This window comes from Solidesulfovibrio aerotolerans (assembly GCF_009856865.1).
Lineage (GTDB): Bacteria > Desulfobacterota > Desulfovibrionia > Desulfovibrionales > Desulfovibrionaceae > Solidesulfovibrio > Solidesulfovibrio aerotolerans.
Genome location: NZ_WVUD01000033.1, coordinates 26,224 through 43,473 on the forward strand (window position 1 = coordinate 26,224; position 17,250 = coordinate 43,473).

General features: G+C 60.9%; 16 protein-coding genes and 1 tRNA gene. 11 read left to right on the forward strand and 6 right to left on the reverse strand.

What is annotated here, in order from left to right:
* The first annotated feature begins 23 nt into the window (after positions 1–23).
* The 5 genes from GTA51_RS15265 (at position 24) to GTA51_RS15285 (ending at position 5,421) form a co-directional block, all read left to right on the forward strand.
* A complete protein-coding gene (locus GTA51_RS15265; RefSeq protein WP_160962553.1) occupies positions 24–827 on the forward strand; it encodes a PstS family phosphate ABC transporter substrate-binding protein in 804 nt (267 codons plus the stop codon).
* A 79-nt stretch (positions 828–906) separates the two neighbouring features.
* Entirely contained in the window at positions 907–1,800 is an 894-nt protein-coding gene (pstC, locus tag GTA51_RS15270; protein ID WP_160962555.1) for a phosphate ABC transporter permease subunit PstC, read from the forward strand.
* Between the two features lie 21 nt (positions 1,801–1,821).
* Complete coding sequence (gene pstA, locus GTA51_RS15275) at positions 1,822–2,703, forward strand: phosphate ABC transporter permease PstA (RefSeq protein WP_160962557.1); 882 nt, start codon at positions 1,822–1,824, stop codon at positions 2,701–2,703.
* Positions 2,704–3,091: 388 nt separating this feature from the next.
* Positions 3,092–4,300 (forward strand): PhoH family protein, encoded by a 1,209-nt coding sequence (locus GTA51_RS15280; protein WP_160962559.1) that lies wholly within the window; start codon positions 3,092–3,094, stop codon positions 4,298–4,300.
* A gap of 314 nt (positions 4,301–4,614) precedes the next feature.
* Entirely contained in the window at positions 4,615–5,421 is an 807-nt protein-coding gene (locus tag GTA51_RS15285) for a DUF134 domain-containing protein (RefSeq protein ID WP_160962561.1), read from the forward strand.
* Here GTA51_RS15285 and GTA51_RS21290 read toward each other — a convergent pair.
* The 3 genes from GTA51_RS21290 to GTA51_RS15295 form a co-directional block, all read right to left on the reverse strand.
* Positions 5,418–5,540: a hypothetical protein gene (locus tag GTA51_RS21290; RefSeq protein WP_281353981.1), complete on the reverse strand. Its 123-nt coding sequence runs from the start codon at positions 5,538–5,540 to the stop codon at positions 5,418–5,420. The two genes, GTA51_RS15285 and GTA51_RS21290, sit on opposite strands and share 4 nt — an antisense overlap.
* A 255-nt stretch (positions 5,541–5,795) precedes the next feature.
* The gene (locus tag GTA51_RS15290) at positions 5,796–6,059 is read right to left on the reverse strand and encodes a hypothetical protein (protein WP_160962563.1); all 264 of its coding nucleotides are present in this window, start codon (positions 6,057–6,059) and stop codon (positions 5,796–5,798) included.
* Positions 6,060–6,317: 258 nt separating this feature from the next.
* Positions 6,318–6,393, reverse strand: a tRNA-Asn gene (locus GTA51_RS15295).
* 228 nt (positions 6,394–6,621) lie between these two features.
* Between GTA51_RS15295 and lysS the strand changes: the two genes are divergently transcribed.
* The 6 genes from lysS (at position 6,622) to fabZ (ending at position 13,912) form a co-directional block, all read left to right on the forward strand.
* The gene (gene lysS / locus GTA51_RS15300; RefSeq protein ID WP_160962565.1) at positions 6,622–8,211 is read left to right on the forward strand and encodes a lysine--tRNA ligase; all 1,590 of its coding nucleotides are present in this window, start codon (positions 6,622–6,624) and stop codon (positions 8,209–8,211) included.
* Positions 8,208–9,437, forward strand: a complete 1,230-nt coding sequence (locus tag GTA51_RS15305; protein ID WP_160962567.1) for a lipoprotein-releasing ABC transporter permease subunit — start codon at positions 8,208–8,210, stop codon at positions 9,435–9,437. The genes lysS and GTA51_RS15305 overlap by 4 nt, the downstream gene beginning before the upstream one ends.
* The gene (locus tag GTA51_RS15310; protein ID WP_160962569.1) at positions 9,430–10,128 is read left to right on the forward strand and encodes an ABC transporter ATP-binding protein; all 699 of its coding nucleotides are present in this window, start codon (positions 9,430–9,432) and stop codon (positions 10,126–10,128) included. Before GTA51_RS15305 ends, GTA51_RS15310 begins: the two co-directional genes overlap by 8 nt.
* Positions 10,100–12,748 (forward strand): outer membrane protein assembly factor BamA, encoded by a 2,649-nt coding sequence (gene bamA, locus GTA51_RS15315; protein WP_160962571.1) that lies wholly within the window; start codon positions 10,100–10,102, stop codon positions 12,746–12,748. The genes GTA51_RS15310 and bamA overlap by 29 nt, the downstream gene beginning before the upstream one ends.
* Positions 12,749–12,866: 118 nt before the next feature.
* The gene (locus GTA51_RS15320) at positions 12,867–13,373 is read left to right on the forward strand and encodes an OmpH/Skp family outer membrane protein (protein WP_160962573.1); all 507 of its coding nucleotides are present in this window, start codon (positions 12,867–12,869) and stop codon (positions 13,371–13,373) included.
* A gap of 71 nt (positions 13,374–13,444) precedes the next feature.
* Positions 13,445–13,912: a 3-hydroxyacyl-ACP dehydratase FabZ gene (fabZ, locus tag GTA51_RS15325; RefSeq protein ID WP_160962575.1), complete on the forward strand. Its 468-nt coding sequence runs from the start codon at positions 13,445–13,447 to the stop codon at positions 13,910–13,912.
* A 239-nt stretch (positions 13,913–14,151) separates the two neighbouring features.
* Here fabZ and GTA51_RS15330 read toward each other — a convergent pair whose 3' ends face one another.
* The 3 genes from GTA51_RS15330 to GTA51_RS15340 form a co-directional block, all read right to left on the reverse strand.
* Positions 14,152–15,771, reverse strand: coding sequence for an HD domain-containing phosphohydrolase (locus GTA51_RS15330; RefSeq protein WP_343039523.1), 1,620 nt, complete (start codon positions 15,769–15,771; stop codon positions 14,152–14,154).
* Positions 15,772–15,887: 116 nt separating this feature from the next.
* Complete coding sequence (locus tag GTA51_RS15335) at positions 15,888–16,274, reverse strand: response regulator transcription factor (protein ID WP_160962579.1); 387 nt, start codon at positions 16,272–16,274, stop codon at positions 15,888–15,890.
* A 133-nt stretch (positions 16,275–16,407) separates the two neighbouring features.
* The gene (locus GTA51_RS15340) at positions 16,408–16,743 is read right to left on the reverse strand and encodes a hypothetical protein (RefSeq protein ID WP_160962581.1); all 336 of its coding nucleotides are present in this window, start codon (positions 16,741–16,743) and stop codon (positions 16,408–16,410) included.
* Between the last annotated feature and the right edge of the window lie 507 nt (positions 16,744–17,250).

A 17,250-nucleotide genomic window follows, 5' to 3' on the forward strand; every position in this document is an offset into this window, starting at 1 on the left:
CACCTTATTTACGGAGGATTCGGATGAAAAAGCTTATTGGTATCGTTGCTGCGTTTTTACTTATGGCTTCGACCGCCCTGGCCGACACCACCATCAAAGTTGATGGTTCCACCACCGTGCTGCCCATCATGCAAAAGGTCGTCGAGGCCTACATGAAGGCCCACCCGGATGTGAAGATTTCCGTGTCCGGCGGTGGTTCGGGCAACGGCATCAAGGCGCTGATCGATGGTGCCACCGACATCGCCATGGCCTCGCGCGCCATGGAGCAGAAAGAAATTGATCTGGCCAAGACCAAGAACGTGGCCGCCAACCAGATCGTGTGCGCCATCGACGCCATCGTGCCTGTGGTCAACCCGGCCAACAAGCTGAGCGAAATCACCCTGGCCCAGCTCAAAGACCTCTACATGGGCAAGATCACCACCTGGAAGGATCTCGGCGGCGACGGTCCGGTGGTGGTCATCTCCCGCGACACCTCGTCGGGCACCTACGAGACCTGGGAAGGTCTGGTCATGAAAAAGGAACGCGTCTTCCCGGGCGCGCTTATGCAGGCTTCCAGCGGCGCCGTGGTCCAGGCGGTCAGCAAGAACAAGAACGCCATGGGTTACGTGGGCATCGGCTACCTCGACGCCTCCACCAAGGCGCTCAAGGTTGACGGCATCGAAGCCACGGCTGAAAACGCCAAGTCCAAGAAGTTCCCCATCTCCCGCGACCTCTACCTCTACACCAACGGCGCTCCGGCCGGCGCGGTCAAGGGCCTGGTCGATTTCCTGCTCGGTGCCGAAGGCCAGAAACTGGTCAAGGAAGCCGGCTTCGTGCCGCTGAACTAGGCAACCCGCCGCACATCCAAGCATCGCTTGCGCCCCGGTTCGCGACAAACGGACCGGGGCGAATCCCCGGGGAGACGCCATGGCCCTTTCGCGCAAGTCCCAGGACACCTTGGTCCGCAACTTCTTTTTCCTCACGGCGCTCAGTTCCATCGTGATTCTGGCGCTGATCATGGTCTACCTTTTTATCGAGGGCCTGCCGATATTCGGCCTCGTCTCGGTTTCCGATTTCCTCTTCGGCTCCTTCTGGTATCCCACCTCTGAGCCGCCGGAATTCGGGATACTGCCGCTGATTGTGGCCTCCCTGGCCGTGACCGCCCTGTCCTCGGCCATTGCCATTCCGCTGGGCGTTATGACCGCCATCTATCTGGCCGAGATCGCCAGCCGGAGAACCCGCGACATTTTCAAGCCCGTGGTGGAGCTCCTGGCTGCGCTGCCTTCGGTGGTCATCGGCTTTTTCGGCATGGTGGTGATGGCCCCGTTTCTTCAGGAAACATTTGATCTGGCCACCGGGCTCAATCTGTTCAACGCCGCCATCATGTTGGCGTTTATGTCCGTGCCCACCATCTGTTCGGTGTCGGAAGACGCCATCTATTCCGTGCCCCGCGAGCTCAAGGAAGCTTCCCTGGCCCTGGGGGCCACCCATTTCGAGACTATCGCCAAAGTGGTGCTGCCGGCCTCGCTCTCGGGCATCTCCACCGCCGTCATGCTCGGCATGTCCCGGGCCATCGGCGAGACCATGGTCGTGCTTATGGTGGCCGGCGGCGCGGCCATGATTCCCAACTCCATTTTTTCGCCGGTGCGGCCCATGCCGTCGAGCATCGCAGCGGAAATGGCCGAGGCCTCCTTTCGGGGCGACCACTACCGGGCGCTTTTTGCCATCGGCATCGTACTTTTTCTCTTTACCCTGGTCTTTAACCTCGTCGCCAGCCATGTTGCCGAAAAGCACAAGCAGGTCGGCGCGGCCACGCTGTAGCCTCCGGCAAGGAGCCTTGTCATGAATCACAGCGCCCTCTTCGAAGTCGGGTTGACCCGGCGTCATCGCACCCAAAAGCTCATGTGGGGTGTGTTCGGTCTGGCCTCGGGCATCAATATGGCCGCGCTGGTCCTTATCTGCGGCTTTTTGCTCATAAAGGGCCTGCCGGCCATCTCCTGGTCGTTTTTAACGGAAATGCCGCGCGATTCCATGACCGCCGGCGGCATCCTGCCGTGTATCGTCGGCACCCTGTGCTTAAGCCTTGGCACCATGTGCGTGGCCTTTCCCCTGGGCGTGGCCTCGGCCGTGTATTTAAACGAGTACGCCCGGCCGGGCCGCACCTTGCGGCTGATTCGCCTGGGCATCAACAACCTGGCCGGCGTTCCGTCGGTGGTCTTCGGCCTGTTTGGCCTGGCCTTTTTCGTCACCTTTTTCGGCCTGGGCGTCAGCCTGCTTTCCGGTATCCTGACGCTGTCCATCCTGGTCCTGCCCGTCATCATCGGCACGGCCGAGGAGGCGCTTAAATCCGTGCCCCAGACCTACCGCGAAGCCTCGCTGGGCCTGGGAGCCACCAAATGGCAGACCATCCGGCTGGTGGTGCTGCCGGCGGCGCTGCCCGGCATGCTCACCGGGGCCATCCTCGGCCTGTCGCGGGTGGCCGGCGAAACGGCGGCCATCATGTTTACGGCCTCGGTCTTTTTCACCCCGAACCTGCCGACCTCCCTGACCGATTCGGTCATGGCCCTGCCGTATCACATCTACGTCCTGGCCACGGCCGGCACCGACATCGACAAGACCCGGCCGCTCCAATACGGCACGGCCCTGGTGCTGATTGTCCTGGTCCTCGGCATGAACCTGGGCGCGATCATCTACCGGGCCAAGCTGCAAAAGCAGCGTCGTTAGGTCGGGACAACCTCCGGCGAATTAGGCAATCGCAACGCAGGATGCAGGGGGCGAAGCCATTTTACACAAGAGTTTGCGCAACCGTCCGGGGATGGCTTCGGCGGTTGGAAGAGCGGAAAAAGCGGCGTGGCGCGATGAGCGTCCCGCCGCTTTTTGCATGGCCTGTCCCGTTTGGACAGGCCGGCTGTTCACGACGCCAAAGAACACTTTGGCGGTCAGGCAGGCGAAAGGAGCGGCGTGGCGTGATGAGCGCCTCGCCGCTTTCTGCATGATGCATCCGGCCACCCGGCCGGACGCAGCAGCACACGGCTGACCGGGACCGGCCCGATGTCTCGCCGGGGGGCGGGGCAGCGGCAGCGGGCCTGGCGGCAAACCAGGGAGGAGCGGCATGACCGACGACGGCAACGTTTCGGGACGCAAAAACTACGTCCTGGACACCAACGTCCTGATCGAGAATCCGCAGTGCGTGCTCAAACTGCGAAACGGCGTGGAAAACGCCATCCACATCCCCTACCATGTGCTCATGGAGCTTGAGGGGCTTAAAAAAACACCCAAGCTGCGCCATATCGTGGCCAACGTCATTGGTGTTTTAAGCGAACACCGCGACGCCATCCACTTTATCCAAAACGACAAGAGCCATTCGGCTTTCACCGACATCGTTGACAACCACATCCTGGACGAAATCCAGGCATCGTCCATCGAAGACCCGATCCTGGTCACCAACGACCGCATCCTAAAGCTGCAAGCCGAGCTGCGGGGCCTCAAAAGCGAGGAACTGCGCGATTCCAAACCCTTTGAATCCGAGTCCCAGCGCTACACCGGCTTTGTGGAGGAGGGGGAGGACATCGTCCCCAACTGTTTCACCTGGCGCGAGGGCAAGCCGGTGCTGCACGCGCCCGACGGCGAGCGGGTTATCGCCCATACCTGCGACGTGTGGAACGTGCGGCCGCGCACGGTCTATCAGAATCTGGCCCTGGAGCTGATCATGGCCCCGCATATCGATCTGGTTTCCATCCAGAGCGAGGCCGGCTACGGCAAGACCTTCCTGGCCCTGGCCGCAGCCTTGTTTGCGGTGCAGGAGAAAAAGCAGTTTGAAAAGATTTTTGTGCTCAAACCCACCATCGAGATCGGGGCCAAGATGGGCTATCTGCCGGGCGACGTTTCGGAAAAGATGGAACCCTACGTCAAATATGTGTTTGAGTTGTTGGTCAAACTGCACCGCTGCCGGGCGGCCAACAAGGTGTTTTTAAATCCCAACGACGAGATGCTGCGGGTCAATCCCAAAAAGTTCGAGATTCTGCCCCTGGCTTTTGTTCGCGGCATGAACATCGAAAACGCCTTTGTGGTCATTGACGAGGCCCAGAATCTGGCCCGCTCGGAAGTGCGCGCCTTGCTCACGCGCATGGGCGAGGGCGTTAAATGCGTGGTCCTTGGCGACACGTCGCAGGTGGACAACCCGTATCTCAACGAAGCCAACAATGGCCTCAACTGGATCGTGCGCAAGTTTAAGGGCTTTAGCAACTACGCCCACATTGTGCTTAAGGGCGAGCGCTCGCGCGGCCCCATCACCGACATGGTGCTGCGCTCCAAGCTGTAGCCGTGGTGCCTGCGGCGCGGCCGGCAGGCAGGTGAGCAGCCGGTAGAGCAGGAGACGGCAGGGGCGGTTCGCAGGGCGGGCCGCCCTTTTTTCGATGGCGCGCCCAGTTCGTGACACGCCCTTGCCGGCGCAAAGCCACTCCCCGCCCGGCCAGGGGAGCCGTAGTCCCGTCGTTAGCGCGCCTCGCAGCCGGCCTTTGGCATTGCGTCGCAACAGGTACTATTTCGCTCAAATGCGCATAATATAGTCGTGTCGCCTTGACACCGGCCCAGGGCTGCCTATTTTGCTCATATGAGCACTAAAAAGGAGCCGATATGCCCAGACGACGTCTGTGCCGCCGCGTGACGGCCGCCCCGGCCGCTGTGTACTTCAAGCCGCAAGGCATAGTCCGGTGCGACCTTGGGGAAGTGGTCCTGGCCGTGGAGGGGTTGGAAGCCCTGCGGCTGGCCGATCTGGAAGGGCTGACCAGCGATGCGGCCGCTGTTGGCATGGGCGTGTCGCGCCATACCTTCGGCCGGGTGTTGGCCGAGGCCCGGGCCACGGTGGCCCGGGCGCTGGTAGGCGGCCTGGCCCTGCGCATAGCCGGCGGCGCATACCAATTGGCCGGCGATGAACCAGCGGCAGCACAATCGGAAAATGAAACCAGTAACGCGCCGACGCAGACAGTTGCGGCAAACCAGGCGCTCAAGGAGCATACCATGCCAGGACGAGGCACTTGCGGCCGTAGCGGCCAGGGCCAGGGAACGGGCCAGGGCCAGCAAAACGGGACAGGAAGGGGCCAGGGAATGGGCCAGGGCCAGCAAAACGGAACGGGAATGGGCCAAGGCCAGTGTCTGGGGCAGGGCACCGGGCGGGGCCAGGGACGCGGCGGGGGCCGTGGACGAGGCCTGGGCAACGGACTGGGACAGACCACTGCTCCAGATCAGGCCACTGGCCCGGGCCAGGGCGGCCGCGCCGACCTGGAACACGTCGGCGGACCGCAGCAGGCGTCGGCCATGCCGGCGGCCCTCAGCGATACCGTCACCTGTCCGCGTTGCGGCAAGACGGTGGTTGCGGTTGCCGGCGGGGCTGGCCCGGTGTGCCCGCAGTGCGGCCTGGGGGTGTCGCCGCAGCAGGGCTAACACCCGGTTGCCGGCCCGGGCAGGGGCCAAGCCCGGCCGGCCCGAGTCTGACGTATAACGCCAAGGGCGGCCGGTTGCAGCACGGCCAGCGCCCCGCCCGCCTTGGTGGAGCGCTTCATCGGAAACTCCAAGGGGCGGCCAGTTGCAACTGGCCGCCCTAGCCTGGGTCTGCTGTCTGCGACCCTGTCGCGTCGTTCGAATAGGCCGGCCGTGGGCGATTCCCGGGCCTTCTTCCTTTCTGCCGCGGGGCGTTGCTCTGCGTCGTGCGCTGGCAGCCCGCCGGCAAGGGCGTCCTGCGCCACCGCAGCGCTGCCCGGGGGCGCAAACAGATTGCCCGCTCCGCTTTGAACAACATCCGGTCCTTAAAAAAGTTGCTACTTGTTGGTCGTCGGGAGCTTGCTGGAAAATCCCAAGTAGACCGGCTCGTTGCTGATGCGCAGCAAACTGCCGGCAGTGCCCTGGTAGACCGGCTCATTGCTGATGGCCAACGGATTGGTCTTGCTGCTGGAGATTGCCGCCCGTGTTTGACTCGGCTGATCCCCGTCCTCAACAATCCCGAACAGATCGAAAGCATGCGACGGAGCCGTCAAGGAAAGGACGATGGTCACAGCGGCGGTCAGGGTGCGCAGCGCGTTCATGGTCGTTCTCCTTCAAGGGTTGGACGTTGCGAGTGCTGCGATGTGATGAGCATGCGTTGTGCCAAAGTGGCCACGACACTTAACAGGCAAGAATAATAGTCTAATTTAACGAGGCTGATTGTACAGGGAAGGGCCTGGGCGGTGTATTTGTCGGTATATCGCTAAAATGGCGGGATGCGAAGTGCGCGACGCAGGGGGAAAGGAAAAGCGGACACCAAAAAAGGGCGTCAGGTCTATGACCTGACGCCCTGAATATTCTGGCTCCCCGGGACGGACTCGAACCGCCAACCTAGTGATTAACAGTCACCCGCTCTGCCAATTGAGCTACCGGGGATCAGCGAAGCGAGGAAGCTGATTATCCCCACGCGGCTGTTGCGTCAAGGAGTTTTTGCCGCTCGCCAAAAAAAAAGCGGCCCAGGCGATTTGCCGGGGAGGCTGCCTGCGGTCGGCAGGGAAAGCGCCGTCTCGACATTGTTGACGCCGGGCGGTATTTCTCGTAGGCAAATGCGCTTGCTCGCCTGAATGGGGCGGCACAACCGATTTGCAGCAACGGAGAACCGCCGTGGGCAGCGACGCGCCACGTAAGAAAGAATACAAGCTCCCGGTCAAGTCCAAGCGGGTGGAGGATTTCCGTCCTCTGCTCGAAAGCCTGGACGCCCGCGACGAGCTCAACGAAGTCTTTAAGAACCGCATTGCCAAGGCAGTCCAACTCCTTGACGACGGCGTTCCCCTTTACCCCAACGACTTTGAAAAAGGCGATGACATCGGGCCTGTGTCCGCCGGCTACGAAGCCCTGGACGACGAAGCCCTGGCGGCCCTGGGCCGGACCTTTCGGCTGGCCGGGCGCATCGTTTCCCTGCGCTCCTTTGGCAAGGTGGCCTTTTTCACCATCCAGGACGCTTCCGGACGCATCCAGGTCTTTGCCGAGCGCGAGACGCTCGGGCAGGATGTCTATGCCGTTTTCAAGAAATTCGACATCGGCGACATCGTGGGCGTGGGCGGCAAGCTCTTTCGCACCAAGACCGGCGAGCTGACGCTGCACGCCGACTCCGTGCGGCTGGTCACCAAGTCCATGCGGCCGCTGCCGGAAAAATACCACGGCTTAAAAGACGTCGAGACCCGCTACCGCCAGCGCTATGTCGATCTGATCGTCACGCCGCGGGCGGTGGAGATCTTTAAGATCCGCACCACCATTATCCGGGAATTGCGCGCCTTCCTCGACGAGTCCGGCTTCATGGAGGTGGAAACCCCCATGATGCAGGCCATCCCCGGCGGGGCCACGGCCCGGCCGTTCGTCACGCACCACAATGCCCTGGACATGCCCCTTTTCATGCGCATCGCCCCGGAGCTCTATCTCAAGCGGCTGCTCGTGGGTGGCTTTGAGAAGGTCTACGAGGTCGGACGCCAATTTCGCAACGAAGGCGTGTCCACCCGGCACAATCCCGAATTCACCATGTGTGAGTTTTACTGGGCCTATGCCCGCTATACCGACCTCATGGACCTGACCGAGCGCCTTTTTTCGCGGCTGGCCAAGGCCGTTTCCGGCTCGGACACGGTGGAATACCAGGGCAACGCCATAAACCTCGCCCCGGGTTGGGCGCGGCTGACCTTTCACGAGTCCATCGAAAAGATCGGCGGCATCGACCCGGCCATCATCAACGATTTCGACGCCGCCAAGGCGCTGGTGGAAAAAAACGGCGAAAAGGTGCTCAAGGGCGAAAAGCTTGGCAAGGTGCAGGCCAAGCTCTTTGACATCTTCGTCGAGCCAAAACTCATCCAGCCCCATTTCATCTATCACTATCCCACGGAAATCTCGCCGCTCTCGCGGCGTAACGCCGACAACCCCGAGATCACCGACCGCTTCGAGCTGTTTATCGCCGGTCGGGAAATGGCCAACGCCTTTTCCGAATTAAACGACCCCGTGGACCAGCGGCAGCGGTTCGAGGACCAGGTGCGCGAGAAGGAAGCCGGCGATGACGAGGCCCACCGCATGGACGACGACTACGTCCGGGCGCTGGAGTACGGCATGCCCCCGGCGGCCGGCGAAGGCATCGGCATTGACCGGCTGGTCATGCTGCTCACCGACCAGGCCTCGATCCGCGAAGTGATTCTGTTTCCGTTGCTGCGGCCCGAAGGCCAGCCGGGTTCATGAGTTTCGAACTTTTTATTGCCCGGCGCTACTTAACGGCTCGCCAGAAGCAGGCGTTTATCTCGGTTATCTCGCTTATCTCCATCCTCGGGGTGGGGCTTGGGGTGGCCTCGCTGATCGTCGTGGTCGGCGTCATGCACGGGTTTTCCACCGAACTGCGCGACAAGATCCTTGGCATCAACGCCCACATGGTGGCGGCCGTGGCCGGCGGGGCCGTGCACGATTACCGGGAGCTTATGGCCAAGGCCGAAGCCGTGCCCGGGGTGGCCGGAGCCACGCCCTTTGTCTATACGGAAGTCATGTTGTCGAGTCCGCGCGGCGTCAAGGGCGTGATCCTGCGCGGCGTGGACCCCGCTTCGGCCGGGAGGGTGCTGGCGCTTCCCCGGGAAATGATCAGTGGCAGCCTGGATGATCTGACCGCTCCGGGGCTGTTTGCCGGCATCATCGTCGGCCGGGAACTGGCCGACCGCCTGGGGCTGTCCGTTGGCGACACGGTCAATCTCATGTCGCCGGCCGGCAAGGAAAGTGCTGCCGGATTTTCACCCAAAGTGAAGACCTTTGTGGTGTGCGGCATGTTTCGCTCGGGCATGTACGAGTACGATTCCACCCTGGCCTACGTGTCCATTCCGGCTGCCCAGGAACTTTTGGGCTTTAAGCGCGATATTGTCACCGGCATTGAACTCAAGGCCGATGACGTTGACGCCGTGGACAAGCTGGCCCCGGCCGTGCGTACGGCCCTTGGCGGCCCGCCCTTTTTCGTGCGCACCTGGATCGACATGAACGGCAATCTGTTTAAGGCCCTGCACCTGGAAAAGACGGCCATGTTCATCATCCTGGTCATGATCGTGGTGGTGGGCTCGTTTTCCATCATCACCACCCTCGTCATGCTGGTCATGGAAAAGACCCGCGACATCGCCATCCTCATGTCCATGGGGGCAACCCCGGCGGCGATTCGCACCATTTTCATGCTCCAGGGGGCCATTATTGGTCTGGTGGGCACGGCCCTGGGCTTCGTGTTGGGGCTGGGGCTGGCCTTGGCCCTGGAAAAGTATCAGTTCATTAAGATTCCCGGCGACGTGTATCCCATGGACCATCTGCCGGTGAAGCTCGACTGGCCCGATCTGGTCATCATCGGCCTGACCTCCCTGACCCTGTGCTTTCTGGCCACGCTGTACCCGGCCCGCCAGGCAGCGGGGCTCAAGCCCGTGGAGGCCCTGCGCCATGAGTGAGGCGCTGTATGAACTGCGGCAGGTCCGCAAGGTCTATCAGGGCCCGGCCGAGGAAGTGACGGTTTTAAGCGGGCTGGACTTCACCATCGCCCCGGGCGACTCCCTGGCAATCCTTGGAGCCTCGGGTTCGGGAAAATCTTCCCTGCTGCATCTTTTGGGCGCATTGGATCAGCCGACCTCGGGAACGATCCATTTTGCCGGTCGCGATCTGGCAAAATTGACCGTGAAAGAGGCGGCAACGATACGTAACCGTGAGATTGGATTCGTTTTTCAGTTTCACCATCTGCTGCCCGAATTCAGCACGCTGGAGAATGTGGCCATGCCGGCCCTGATCGCCGGGGTCGAAAGAAAACAAGCTTTTGCCCAGGCCAGGGAATCTTTGTCGCTCGTAGGACTTGATGAAAGGGCCGAACACAGGGTAACAACCCTTTCCGGGGGAGAGAGACAGAGGGCGGCCATCGCCCGTGCTGTGCTTTTGCGGCCGTCTGTTCTGTTGGCCGACGAACCCACCGGTAACCTCGACGAAGCCACTGGCGGCAGGGTCGGCGAAATGCTCGCCCGCCTCAACGCCGAGCTTGGCATGACGTTGGTTGTGGTAACCCACAACCATAACCTGGCCGCTCTGATGGGCCGGAGACTGGAGCTGCAGGGTGGAGAACTCTATGCGCGGAATGAAACACTTCGGTCTTAAAGGGCTGTTGCTGGTCGCGTGCCTGGTATTGGCCGCCGGACAGGCCTTGGCCCAGTCCGGCAAAGTACTGGTTGTGCCCTTTGAGATTAATGCAGCCGATGCGTTGCGTTCCGTCCAGGGAAGCCTGCCTCAAATGCTGGCCGACAAGCTCAAAGCCGGCGGCGTCGCCGCCCAGGCTGAAAGCGGCAAGACCGCAGCGGATCTGGCCGCAGCCCGCAAACTGGCCGCCGGGGTGCGGGCCGAATACGTCGTATTTGGCAGCATCTCCAAAGTCGGTGAGGGATTAAGTCTCGACGCCCGGGTGGCCAAAGTCGCCGGCGGCGAGGCCCAACCCGTGTTTGCCTCGGCCAAAAACGTCATGGCCCTGGACGCCGCTGCTGCCGAACTGGCGGACAAGATCCGGCCCCTGGTTTCGGCCGTGGGCGGGTCCGACCGCATCGTTGCGGTGGATGTCGAGGGGAACTCGATCCTCGACAAGGAAGTGGTCATCCTTAAGATCCAAAGCCAGGTCAACCAGCCCTACGACCCCAAGACCGTCAATGACGACGTCAAAAAACTCTTCGATATGGGCTACTTCGACGATGTTCAGGTTCGCCTTGAAGCCGCTCCCGGCGGCAAACGCCTGACCTTTGTGGTCAAGGAAAAACCCCGCATCCAGGCCATCGGCGTCACCGGCAACGGCGACGTGAAAAAAGACGATGTTCTGGAAGCCATGTCCACCAAGTCCGGCGGCGTGCTCAACTTGAAAGTGCTGGCCGACGACCTGGGCAAGATCCGCGAGCTTTACAGCAAAAAAGGCTACTACAAGACCGAAGTCACCTACGAGTTGGAGCAGACCGATCCCCGCATCGCCCGCCTCAACATCGTCATCAAGGAGCCCAAAAAGCTCTATATCAAGGAAGTCAAGGTCGAAGGGGCCAAGCAGATCAGCGCCGGCGACCTGACCTCCGAACTGGCCACCTCCACCCGCCATTTCTGGTCCTGGGTCACTGGTTCGGGCGTGCTCAAGGAAGAAATGCTGGAGCGCGACGCCGCCGCCCTGGAAGCCTACTACGCCAACCGGGGCTTTGTGGACGCCAAAGTCGGCCAGCCCGAGGTCATCTACGGCGACGACGGCATCACCGTGATCTTCCGGGTGGAAGAGGGCGATCGCTACAAGGTCGGTACGGTCACCTTTAGCGGCGACCTCCTCTACGATCAGCCCAAGCTCATGGAGCGCATCAAGCTCGACGAGTTGGCCTCGTCCGGCGAATACTTCAATCGGTCAGTGGTTCGCGACGACTTAAACGCCCTGGCCGAGTTGTATGCCGATGACGGTTACGCTTTTGCCGAAGCCGATGTGGACATGCAAAAGCACACCGACACCAAGTCCATCGACATCGCCTATCAAATCGTTAAGGGCCGCAAGGTCTACGTGCGGCGCGTCACCATCGAAGGCAACGACAAGACCCGCGACAACGTCATCCGCCGCGAAGTCAAACTGGCCGACGGCGATCTGTTCTCGGGCTCCAAGCTGCGCCGCTCCAACGAGCGCCTGGACAAGCTCGAATACTTTGAAAAGCTCGATATCGAGACTGTGCCTACCGACAATCCGGCCGAAGTGGACATCAAGGTCAAGGTCAAAGACAAGAACACCGGTGCCATCAGCCTCGGTGCAGGTTACTCCACCTCGGACAGCGTGTTCTTCGGCGGTTCCGTCGAAGAGAAGAACCTCTTCGGCAAGGGCTATAACGCCAAGTTCCAGGGAATGTTTAGCGGCACGTCCAGCCGTGGCATCCTCTCGTTTACCAACCCCCATGTCTACGATTCCAAGCTGGCCATGGGAACCGACATCTATCAGGTCTATAAGGCCTACGACGACTTCAAGAAATCAACCACCGGTGCCAAGCTGCGGTTCGCCTATCCGCTTGGCGAATATACGATCCTGTCCTGGGATTACCGCCTGGATCACTACCACATCTACCACACCAACTACATGGCCTCCAGCGTGATCACCGAATCCGCCGGTTGGCACTGGACCAGCGCCGTCTACGCCCAGATTGATCGGGACACGGTGGACAGCGCCACCAAGCCCACCAAGGGCACCAAGAACACGTTGTCCTTTGAATATGCCGGTGGCATCGTTGGCGGCGACGACGCCTACGTCAAGCCGATGTTTACTTCCAACGTCTTCTACCCGCTGCCCTTTGACAGTGTTTTCCACTGGCGCGGTCAGGTCGGAACCCTGCTCCCCAACATGGGCGGCGACATTCCGGTCTACGAGCGCTTCTACCTTGGCGGCATCAACAACGTGCGCGGCTACGAACTCGACAAGATTTCGCCCCGCGATCCCTGGACCCATGAGCGTATCGGCGGCAAGGCCGAATTCTTCACCAACTTTGAAACCATCTTCCCTCTGAGCAAGTCCAACGGCCTGTACGGCGTGGCCTTCTTTGACGCCGGTAATTCCTGGATGTCTGTCACCGATGTCGACTTCGACATGTACAGAGGCGTCGGTGCCGGCGTACGCTGGTATTCCCCGCTGGGACTCATCCGGGTGGAATACGGCTACGGTCTCGACGCTGCAGACCACAACATGAATCCGTCGCAGGTCGGTTTCTCCATGGGGTCCACGTTCTAGACTGTCGATTTGCGGGGTCGGCCGGCGGCCCCCCAGAGTCGCGGCGGTCCGTTTGCGAGAGCAAAGCACCGGGGGGCAGGCGCCCCCTGCAAACAGGAAATCTGGAAGGAGCTTTATAATGCGCGTTATGTTTCGGGTTCTGATCGTGTTGGCCGTTTTGGCTGTGCCCCTGGCGGCTCAGGCCCAGGGCAAAATCGGCATCATCAATCTTGATGAAGCCATGTCCAACTCCAGTGCCGGCAAGTCGGCTCTCGGCAGCCTCAAGTCCAAGTTTGAATCTCGTGAAAAAGCCTTGGCTGCCACGGGCGACGAACTGAAAAGAATGCAGGAAGAGCTGCAAAAGAAAAGCGTGGCGCTGTCCCAGGATGCCATGAAGACCAAGGCCGCTGACTTCGAAGGCAAGGCGCGCAAGTACCTGGAAGACCGCAACAAGCTCCAGCAGGAAGAGCAGCAGGCCCAGCAGGGCGTGCTCCAGCCCCTGCTGACCCGTTTGCAGAAGGTCGTCAGCGATTATGCCGTTAGAAACGGCTACACCGTGATCCTGGAAGCCCGCAGTGTCCCGTATTTTGATCCCAAGCTCGATGTGACGGCGGCCATCCAGGCCGAGTTCGACAAGAGCAAATAAGGCCAAGCCAGGCAACTTTCAGGGCCGGGACGCACAACGTCCCGGCCTTTTTTTACATGGAGGAACAGACTATGACCGCAGAACAAACCGCCGGCGTCATCACCATTGCCGAGATCAAAAAGCTGTTGCCCCACCGCTATCCCTTTTTGCTTGTGGATCGGGTGCTTGCTTTTGTCCCTGGGGAATCCATTACGGCCATTAAGAATGTGACCATCAACGAGCCTTTTTTCCAGGGGCATTTCCCAGACGCCCCCATCATGCCCGGCATGCTTATCCTGGAAGCTCTGGCCCAGGCCGGCGGCATCCTGGTATCCAAATCCCTGGAAGGACCCTTGGGCAGCCGGATCTTTATGTTTACCGGGGTGGAAAAGGCCAAATTCCGCCGTCCGGTGGTTCCCGGCGACCAGCTTGTTTTGCGCTGTTTTGACATCAAGCGCCGGCTGACCCTGTGCAAAATGCGGGCGCAGGCGTTGGTTGCCGATCAGGTGGTGGCCGAGGCCGAACTGAGCGCCGCCGTAGTTGAGGCCGGGGCGCTGTAGAGCCTGTCGGTCATTCGACGGGGGAGGCAGCCAAGGGCCGCGTGCTGTTTTCCCGGCAATGCGGGCTCCTGTGGCCCGGGGAGATGGTCCGACAAAGCCACGCCAGCGCCCTGGGGCGGTTTTCCAGTGACGACGGCCCCGTGGCGCGGGGATATGGTTCCACAGATATCGGCCTGCGCCGGGTGCCGGCTTCCTGGCGACGAGGAACCGGACAGCGGTGGCAGTGGGGACCGTGTGGTTTAGGCGGGGGCCGGGCCAGCGAGGAAATCGCTGAGGTCCAGGCGTCGTTCCAGGCGGGCGCTGTCGGCTTCCACCACGTCGATATTGTCGTCAAGAAGGCGCACCAATCGCTGGTCGATGCGACCGGCCCGGGCCTCCTGCCACAACACGCCAAGGGCCTTTTCACGGGGCAGGGCTGGTTTGTAGTGGCGGGCCATGGTGATGGCATCGTAGATATCGACGATGGCAATGATGCGGCTTTGCAGCAGGATGTCCGGGGCCAGGAGTTTGCCCGGATACCCGGAACCGTCCAAGCGTTCGTGGTGCTGGGAGATGATGGGCAGCAGGCGCCGCATGTTTTCGGGAAAGGGAATGTGCTTGAGGATTCGGTGGCTTTCCTCGGGGTGGCGCTCGATCTCCAGACGTTCATCCGGGGTGAGATTGCCCCGGGCGATGAGCAGGCAGGCGATTTCCGCAGCGGTAAGCACCGGCAGGCTGGCGTCGCCGATACGGATCTCCCTGGCCCCGAGGCGGGTGACCAGCGCGGCATCTTCTTCAGAAACAGTGTCTGCTGCATTGATCCGGCACAGTTCGGAAAAATCCATGGCGTAATTCTGGCCGGCCGTCATTTCAAGCAGACTGATCCGCTGGCCGATGACTTTCATGACGCCGGCCGAAAGCCGTGTGGCCTTGGTCAGGACTTCCTCGCGGATGCCGATCTTGCCGACGTCGTGCAACAGGCCTGCGTAGAGCAGTTCTTCCAGGTCATGGGGCGAAAACGTCACATCCGGGAAAAACGTGCGGTCCAGGTGCACGGTGCGGGCCAGGGCCACACCCAGACGGGCCACCCGTTGGGAATGGCCGGCGGTGAACGGATCGCGGGCATCGATGGCTGTGGCCAGGGCCTGCATGAGGGAATTGATCAGCGTCTGGATGGATTCAAAATGCAGGGCGTTGCCTGTGGCAATGCCGGCCACCGTGGCCAGGGTGCCTATATATTGGAGATGGTTGGCCTCAAAGAGCATGGGGGCAGCACCGCCAAGGACCAGCATGCCCACACACCGGTTGGCGGCAACCAGGGGCGAGAGCAGCATGGAGGACAGGGGCGCTTCCTGGTTCCAGCGGCTGTCGGCGTCAAGGTCATTGACGATCTCACCTTTCTGGCTGCAGTCGATGGCGCGGAACAGGGCGGAGTTGGCAACCGGGTCGAGGCAACTCCGGGCGTTGTCGCCAAAGGCGCAGGCTGGGATGAAATCCGTTTCACCCGGGGCGCGCAAAAAGACCATGCCCACTTCGGCCGGCAGTTCCCCGCGCCGGCATTCATCCAGCAGCGCCTGGGCCACATCGCGCGGTCGCAAAGAACCGTTTAAGCCGAGTGTGGCCCGGTGAAGCAGAGAAATTTCACGGTATTTGGCCAGGGTTTCCCCAGCCAGGGCGCGGCGCAAGGCCTCACCGTCAATGAGCGCTTCCAGGCAGCCGGCTACAAACCGGATAAGTTCTGGCAGGCGATCATCGGCACTGTCCTGGGGGATGTGGTCGGGCGGTGGGGAGACAGCCAGGTAGCCAAGGAGACAGCCGTCAAGGCGAAGCGGTTCCAGGCGGCACTGCGGTTCTGGTGCCGCTGCGACAGCATCAAGCACCGCGACGCGCCAACCTGGTCCGAGCAAGGATTGGGCCTGAGCAAGCAGTGGGGCTAATGCCCTTTTTTTGAGCAGTCGCTGCAAAGGAACCATGGCAAGGAGTCCCGAGGCCCCGATCAGGGGTCGAGCTTTAAAAGTTCCTTGGCCACCTTGAGCACTTCGTCCGGGTCGAAGGGTTTGGTCATATAGCGGCTGGCCCCAAGTTCAAGGCCTTGGCGGCGGTCGACTTCCTGGCCTTTGGCGGTCAGCAGCACGATGCCGATGTCTGTAATGGCAGGGTCGTCCTTGACGCGCTGGCAGACTTCGTAGCCGTTGAGTTTGGGCATCATGATATCCAGGAAAACGACGTCCGGCTGCTGCGACTTGATCAGCGCCAAACCTTCCTCGCCGTTTTGGGCCGAGAGGATGTCGATGCCGAAATCTTCTTCAAGTTCTTCGAGTGTTTGCTCCAAGAGCATGCGAATATGCACCTCATCGTCAACGATGAGAATTTTGCCGGGCATGAACGTCTCCTTTCGATGGCACCAACCAATGTAAAGAATAATAAATGGGCCGGGTAAAGGCAAGGACGCACACCCGTTGGCTGGAGAAATCCCCCTCTCTGAGAGGGAAATTGCCGCACATCAGCCCGACGGGTTAATGGTGGCCGTTGCAGGCTCCGCCGCAGTTGCCGCCAGCCTCGGAAAAATCAAGGCTCGAATGGATGACAAAGCCGTCCGGTCCGCAGTCGACCGTGATCGGGGCGGCCTGGGACAGCAACAGGGCACTGATGACGAGCCGCCAGCCGCCAAGATCAAAGACCGCGTCCTCGGCAGACGCGGCGTCCGGGGCAATATCCAGCCGCGGGCCGGATGTGTGCAGAAAGGACAGGAACACCCGCAGCTCCGGTCGGGGCTGCGCGCCAAGCAGATTGTCCAAAGCGAGGCGTGCGGCGTCTGTCAGCCTGACGCAATTCTCTGCGTGCATATCCATAAAAATACCATACGATTCCAGGCTGGCAGTGTCAACGCGCACACCCGGACGCGCGCAGGCGACGCGCACACCCTGACGCGCATACTTAAACAGGTACGCACCAGCCGCGTGCACTTTGCTATGCGCGCACCAGGATTGGCTGCGCATGCAGTTGCCATGGATCAGGATTTGAAGAGAGAGACTTAAACAATGCGCTGGCGTTGCATTCTGGGAAATATATTTTGACCTTGCCGGCCTCAATGGTCACCATGTCAAGGCGGTGCTCGATATCGCAAATAAAATTCTTTGTGATTCCGAGCTCTCTACTGACGCGTTTAAAAAAATATAGTCTTGCTCGTGTGCTTGTGCGTCTTAAATCGCTCTGGAATCATCCTCTCGAACCATTTCTGTCCGGCTAATTTAGAAGAGATAGCCTGCTAGAATTGTTTGGTTTTAAGCGTTGCCGTCGCGGGTCAATGAGGTCGAGAATTTCACATTGCTGAAACAGATTTCGTTGCACCAGCCGGG

Coding starts and splice junctions, on each gene's coding strand:
- GTA51_RS21290 (WP_281353981.1), bottom strand. CDS start 5,540: ATGAAGCGCTCCACCAAGGCGGGCGGGGCGCTGGCCGTGCTGCAACCG.
- bamA (WP_160962571.1), top strand. CDS start 10,100: ATGCGCGGAATGAAACACTTCGGTCTTAAAGGGCTGTTGCTGGTCGCG.
- pstC (WP_160962555.1), top strand. CDS start 907: ATGGCCCTTTCGCGCAAGTCCCAGGACACCTTGGTCCGCAACTTCTTT.
- GTA51_RS15265 (WP_160962553.1), top strand. CDS start 24: ATGAAAAAGCTTATTGGTATCGTTGCTGCGTTTTTACTTATGGCTTCG.
- GTA51_RS15340 (WP_160962581.1), bottom strand. CDS start 16,743: ATGGATATGCACGCAGAGAATTGCGTCAGGCTGACAGACGCCGCACGC.
- GTA51_RS15305 (WP_160962567.1), top strand. CDS start 8,208: ATGAGTTTCGAACTTTTTATTGCCCGGCGCTACTTAACGGCTCGCCAG.
- pstA (WP_160962557.1), top strand. CDS start 1,822: ATGAATCACAGCGCCCTCTTCGAAGTCGGGTTGACCCGGCGTCATCGC.
- GTA51_RS15320 (WP_160962573.1), top strand. CDS start 12,867: ATGCGCGTTATGTTTCGGGTTCTGATCGTGTTGGCCGTTTTGGCTGTG.
- GTA51_RS15310 (WP_160962569.1), top strand. CDS start 9,430: ATGAGTGAGGCGCTGTATGAACTGCGGCAGGTCCGCAAGGTCTATCAG.
- GTA51_RS15290 (WP_160962563.1), bottom strand. CDS start 6,059: ATGAACGCGCTGCGCACCCTGACCGCCGCTGTGACCATCGTCCTTTCC.
- GTA51_RS15285 (WP_160962561.1), top strand. CDS start 4,615: ATGCCCAGACGACGTCTGTGCCGCCGCGTGACGGCCGCCCCGGCCGCT.
- GTA51_RS15280 (WP_160962559.1), top strand. CDS start 3,092: ATGACCGACGACGGCAACGTTTCGGGACGCAAAAACTACGTCCTGGAC.
- fabZ (WP_160962575.1), top strand. CDS start 13,445: ATGACCGCAGAACAAACCGCCGGCGTCATCACCATTGCCGAGATCAAA.
- GTA51_RS15335 (WP_160962579.1), bottom strand. CDS start 16,274: ATGCCCGGCAAAATTCTCATCGTTGACGATGAGGTGCATATTCGCATG.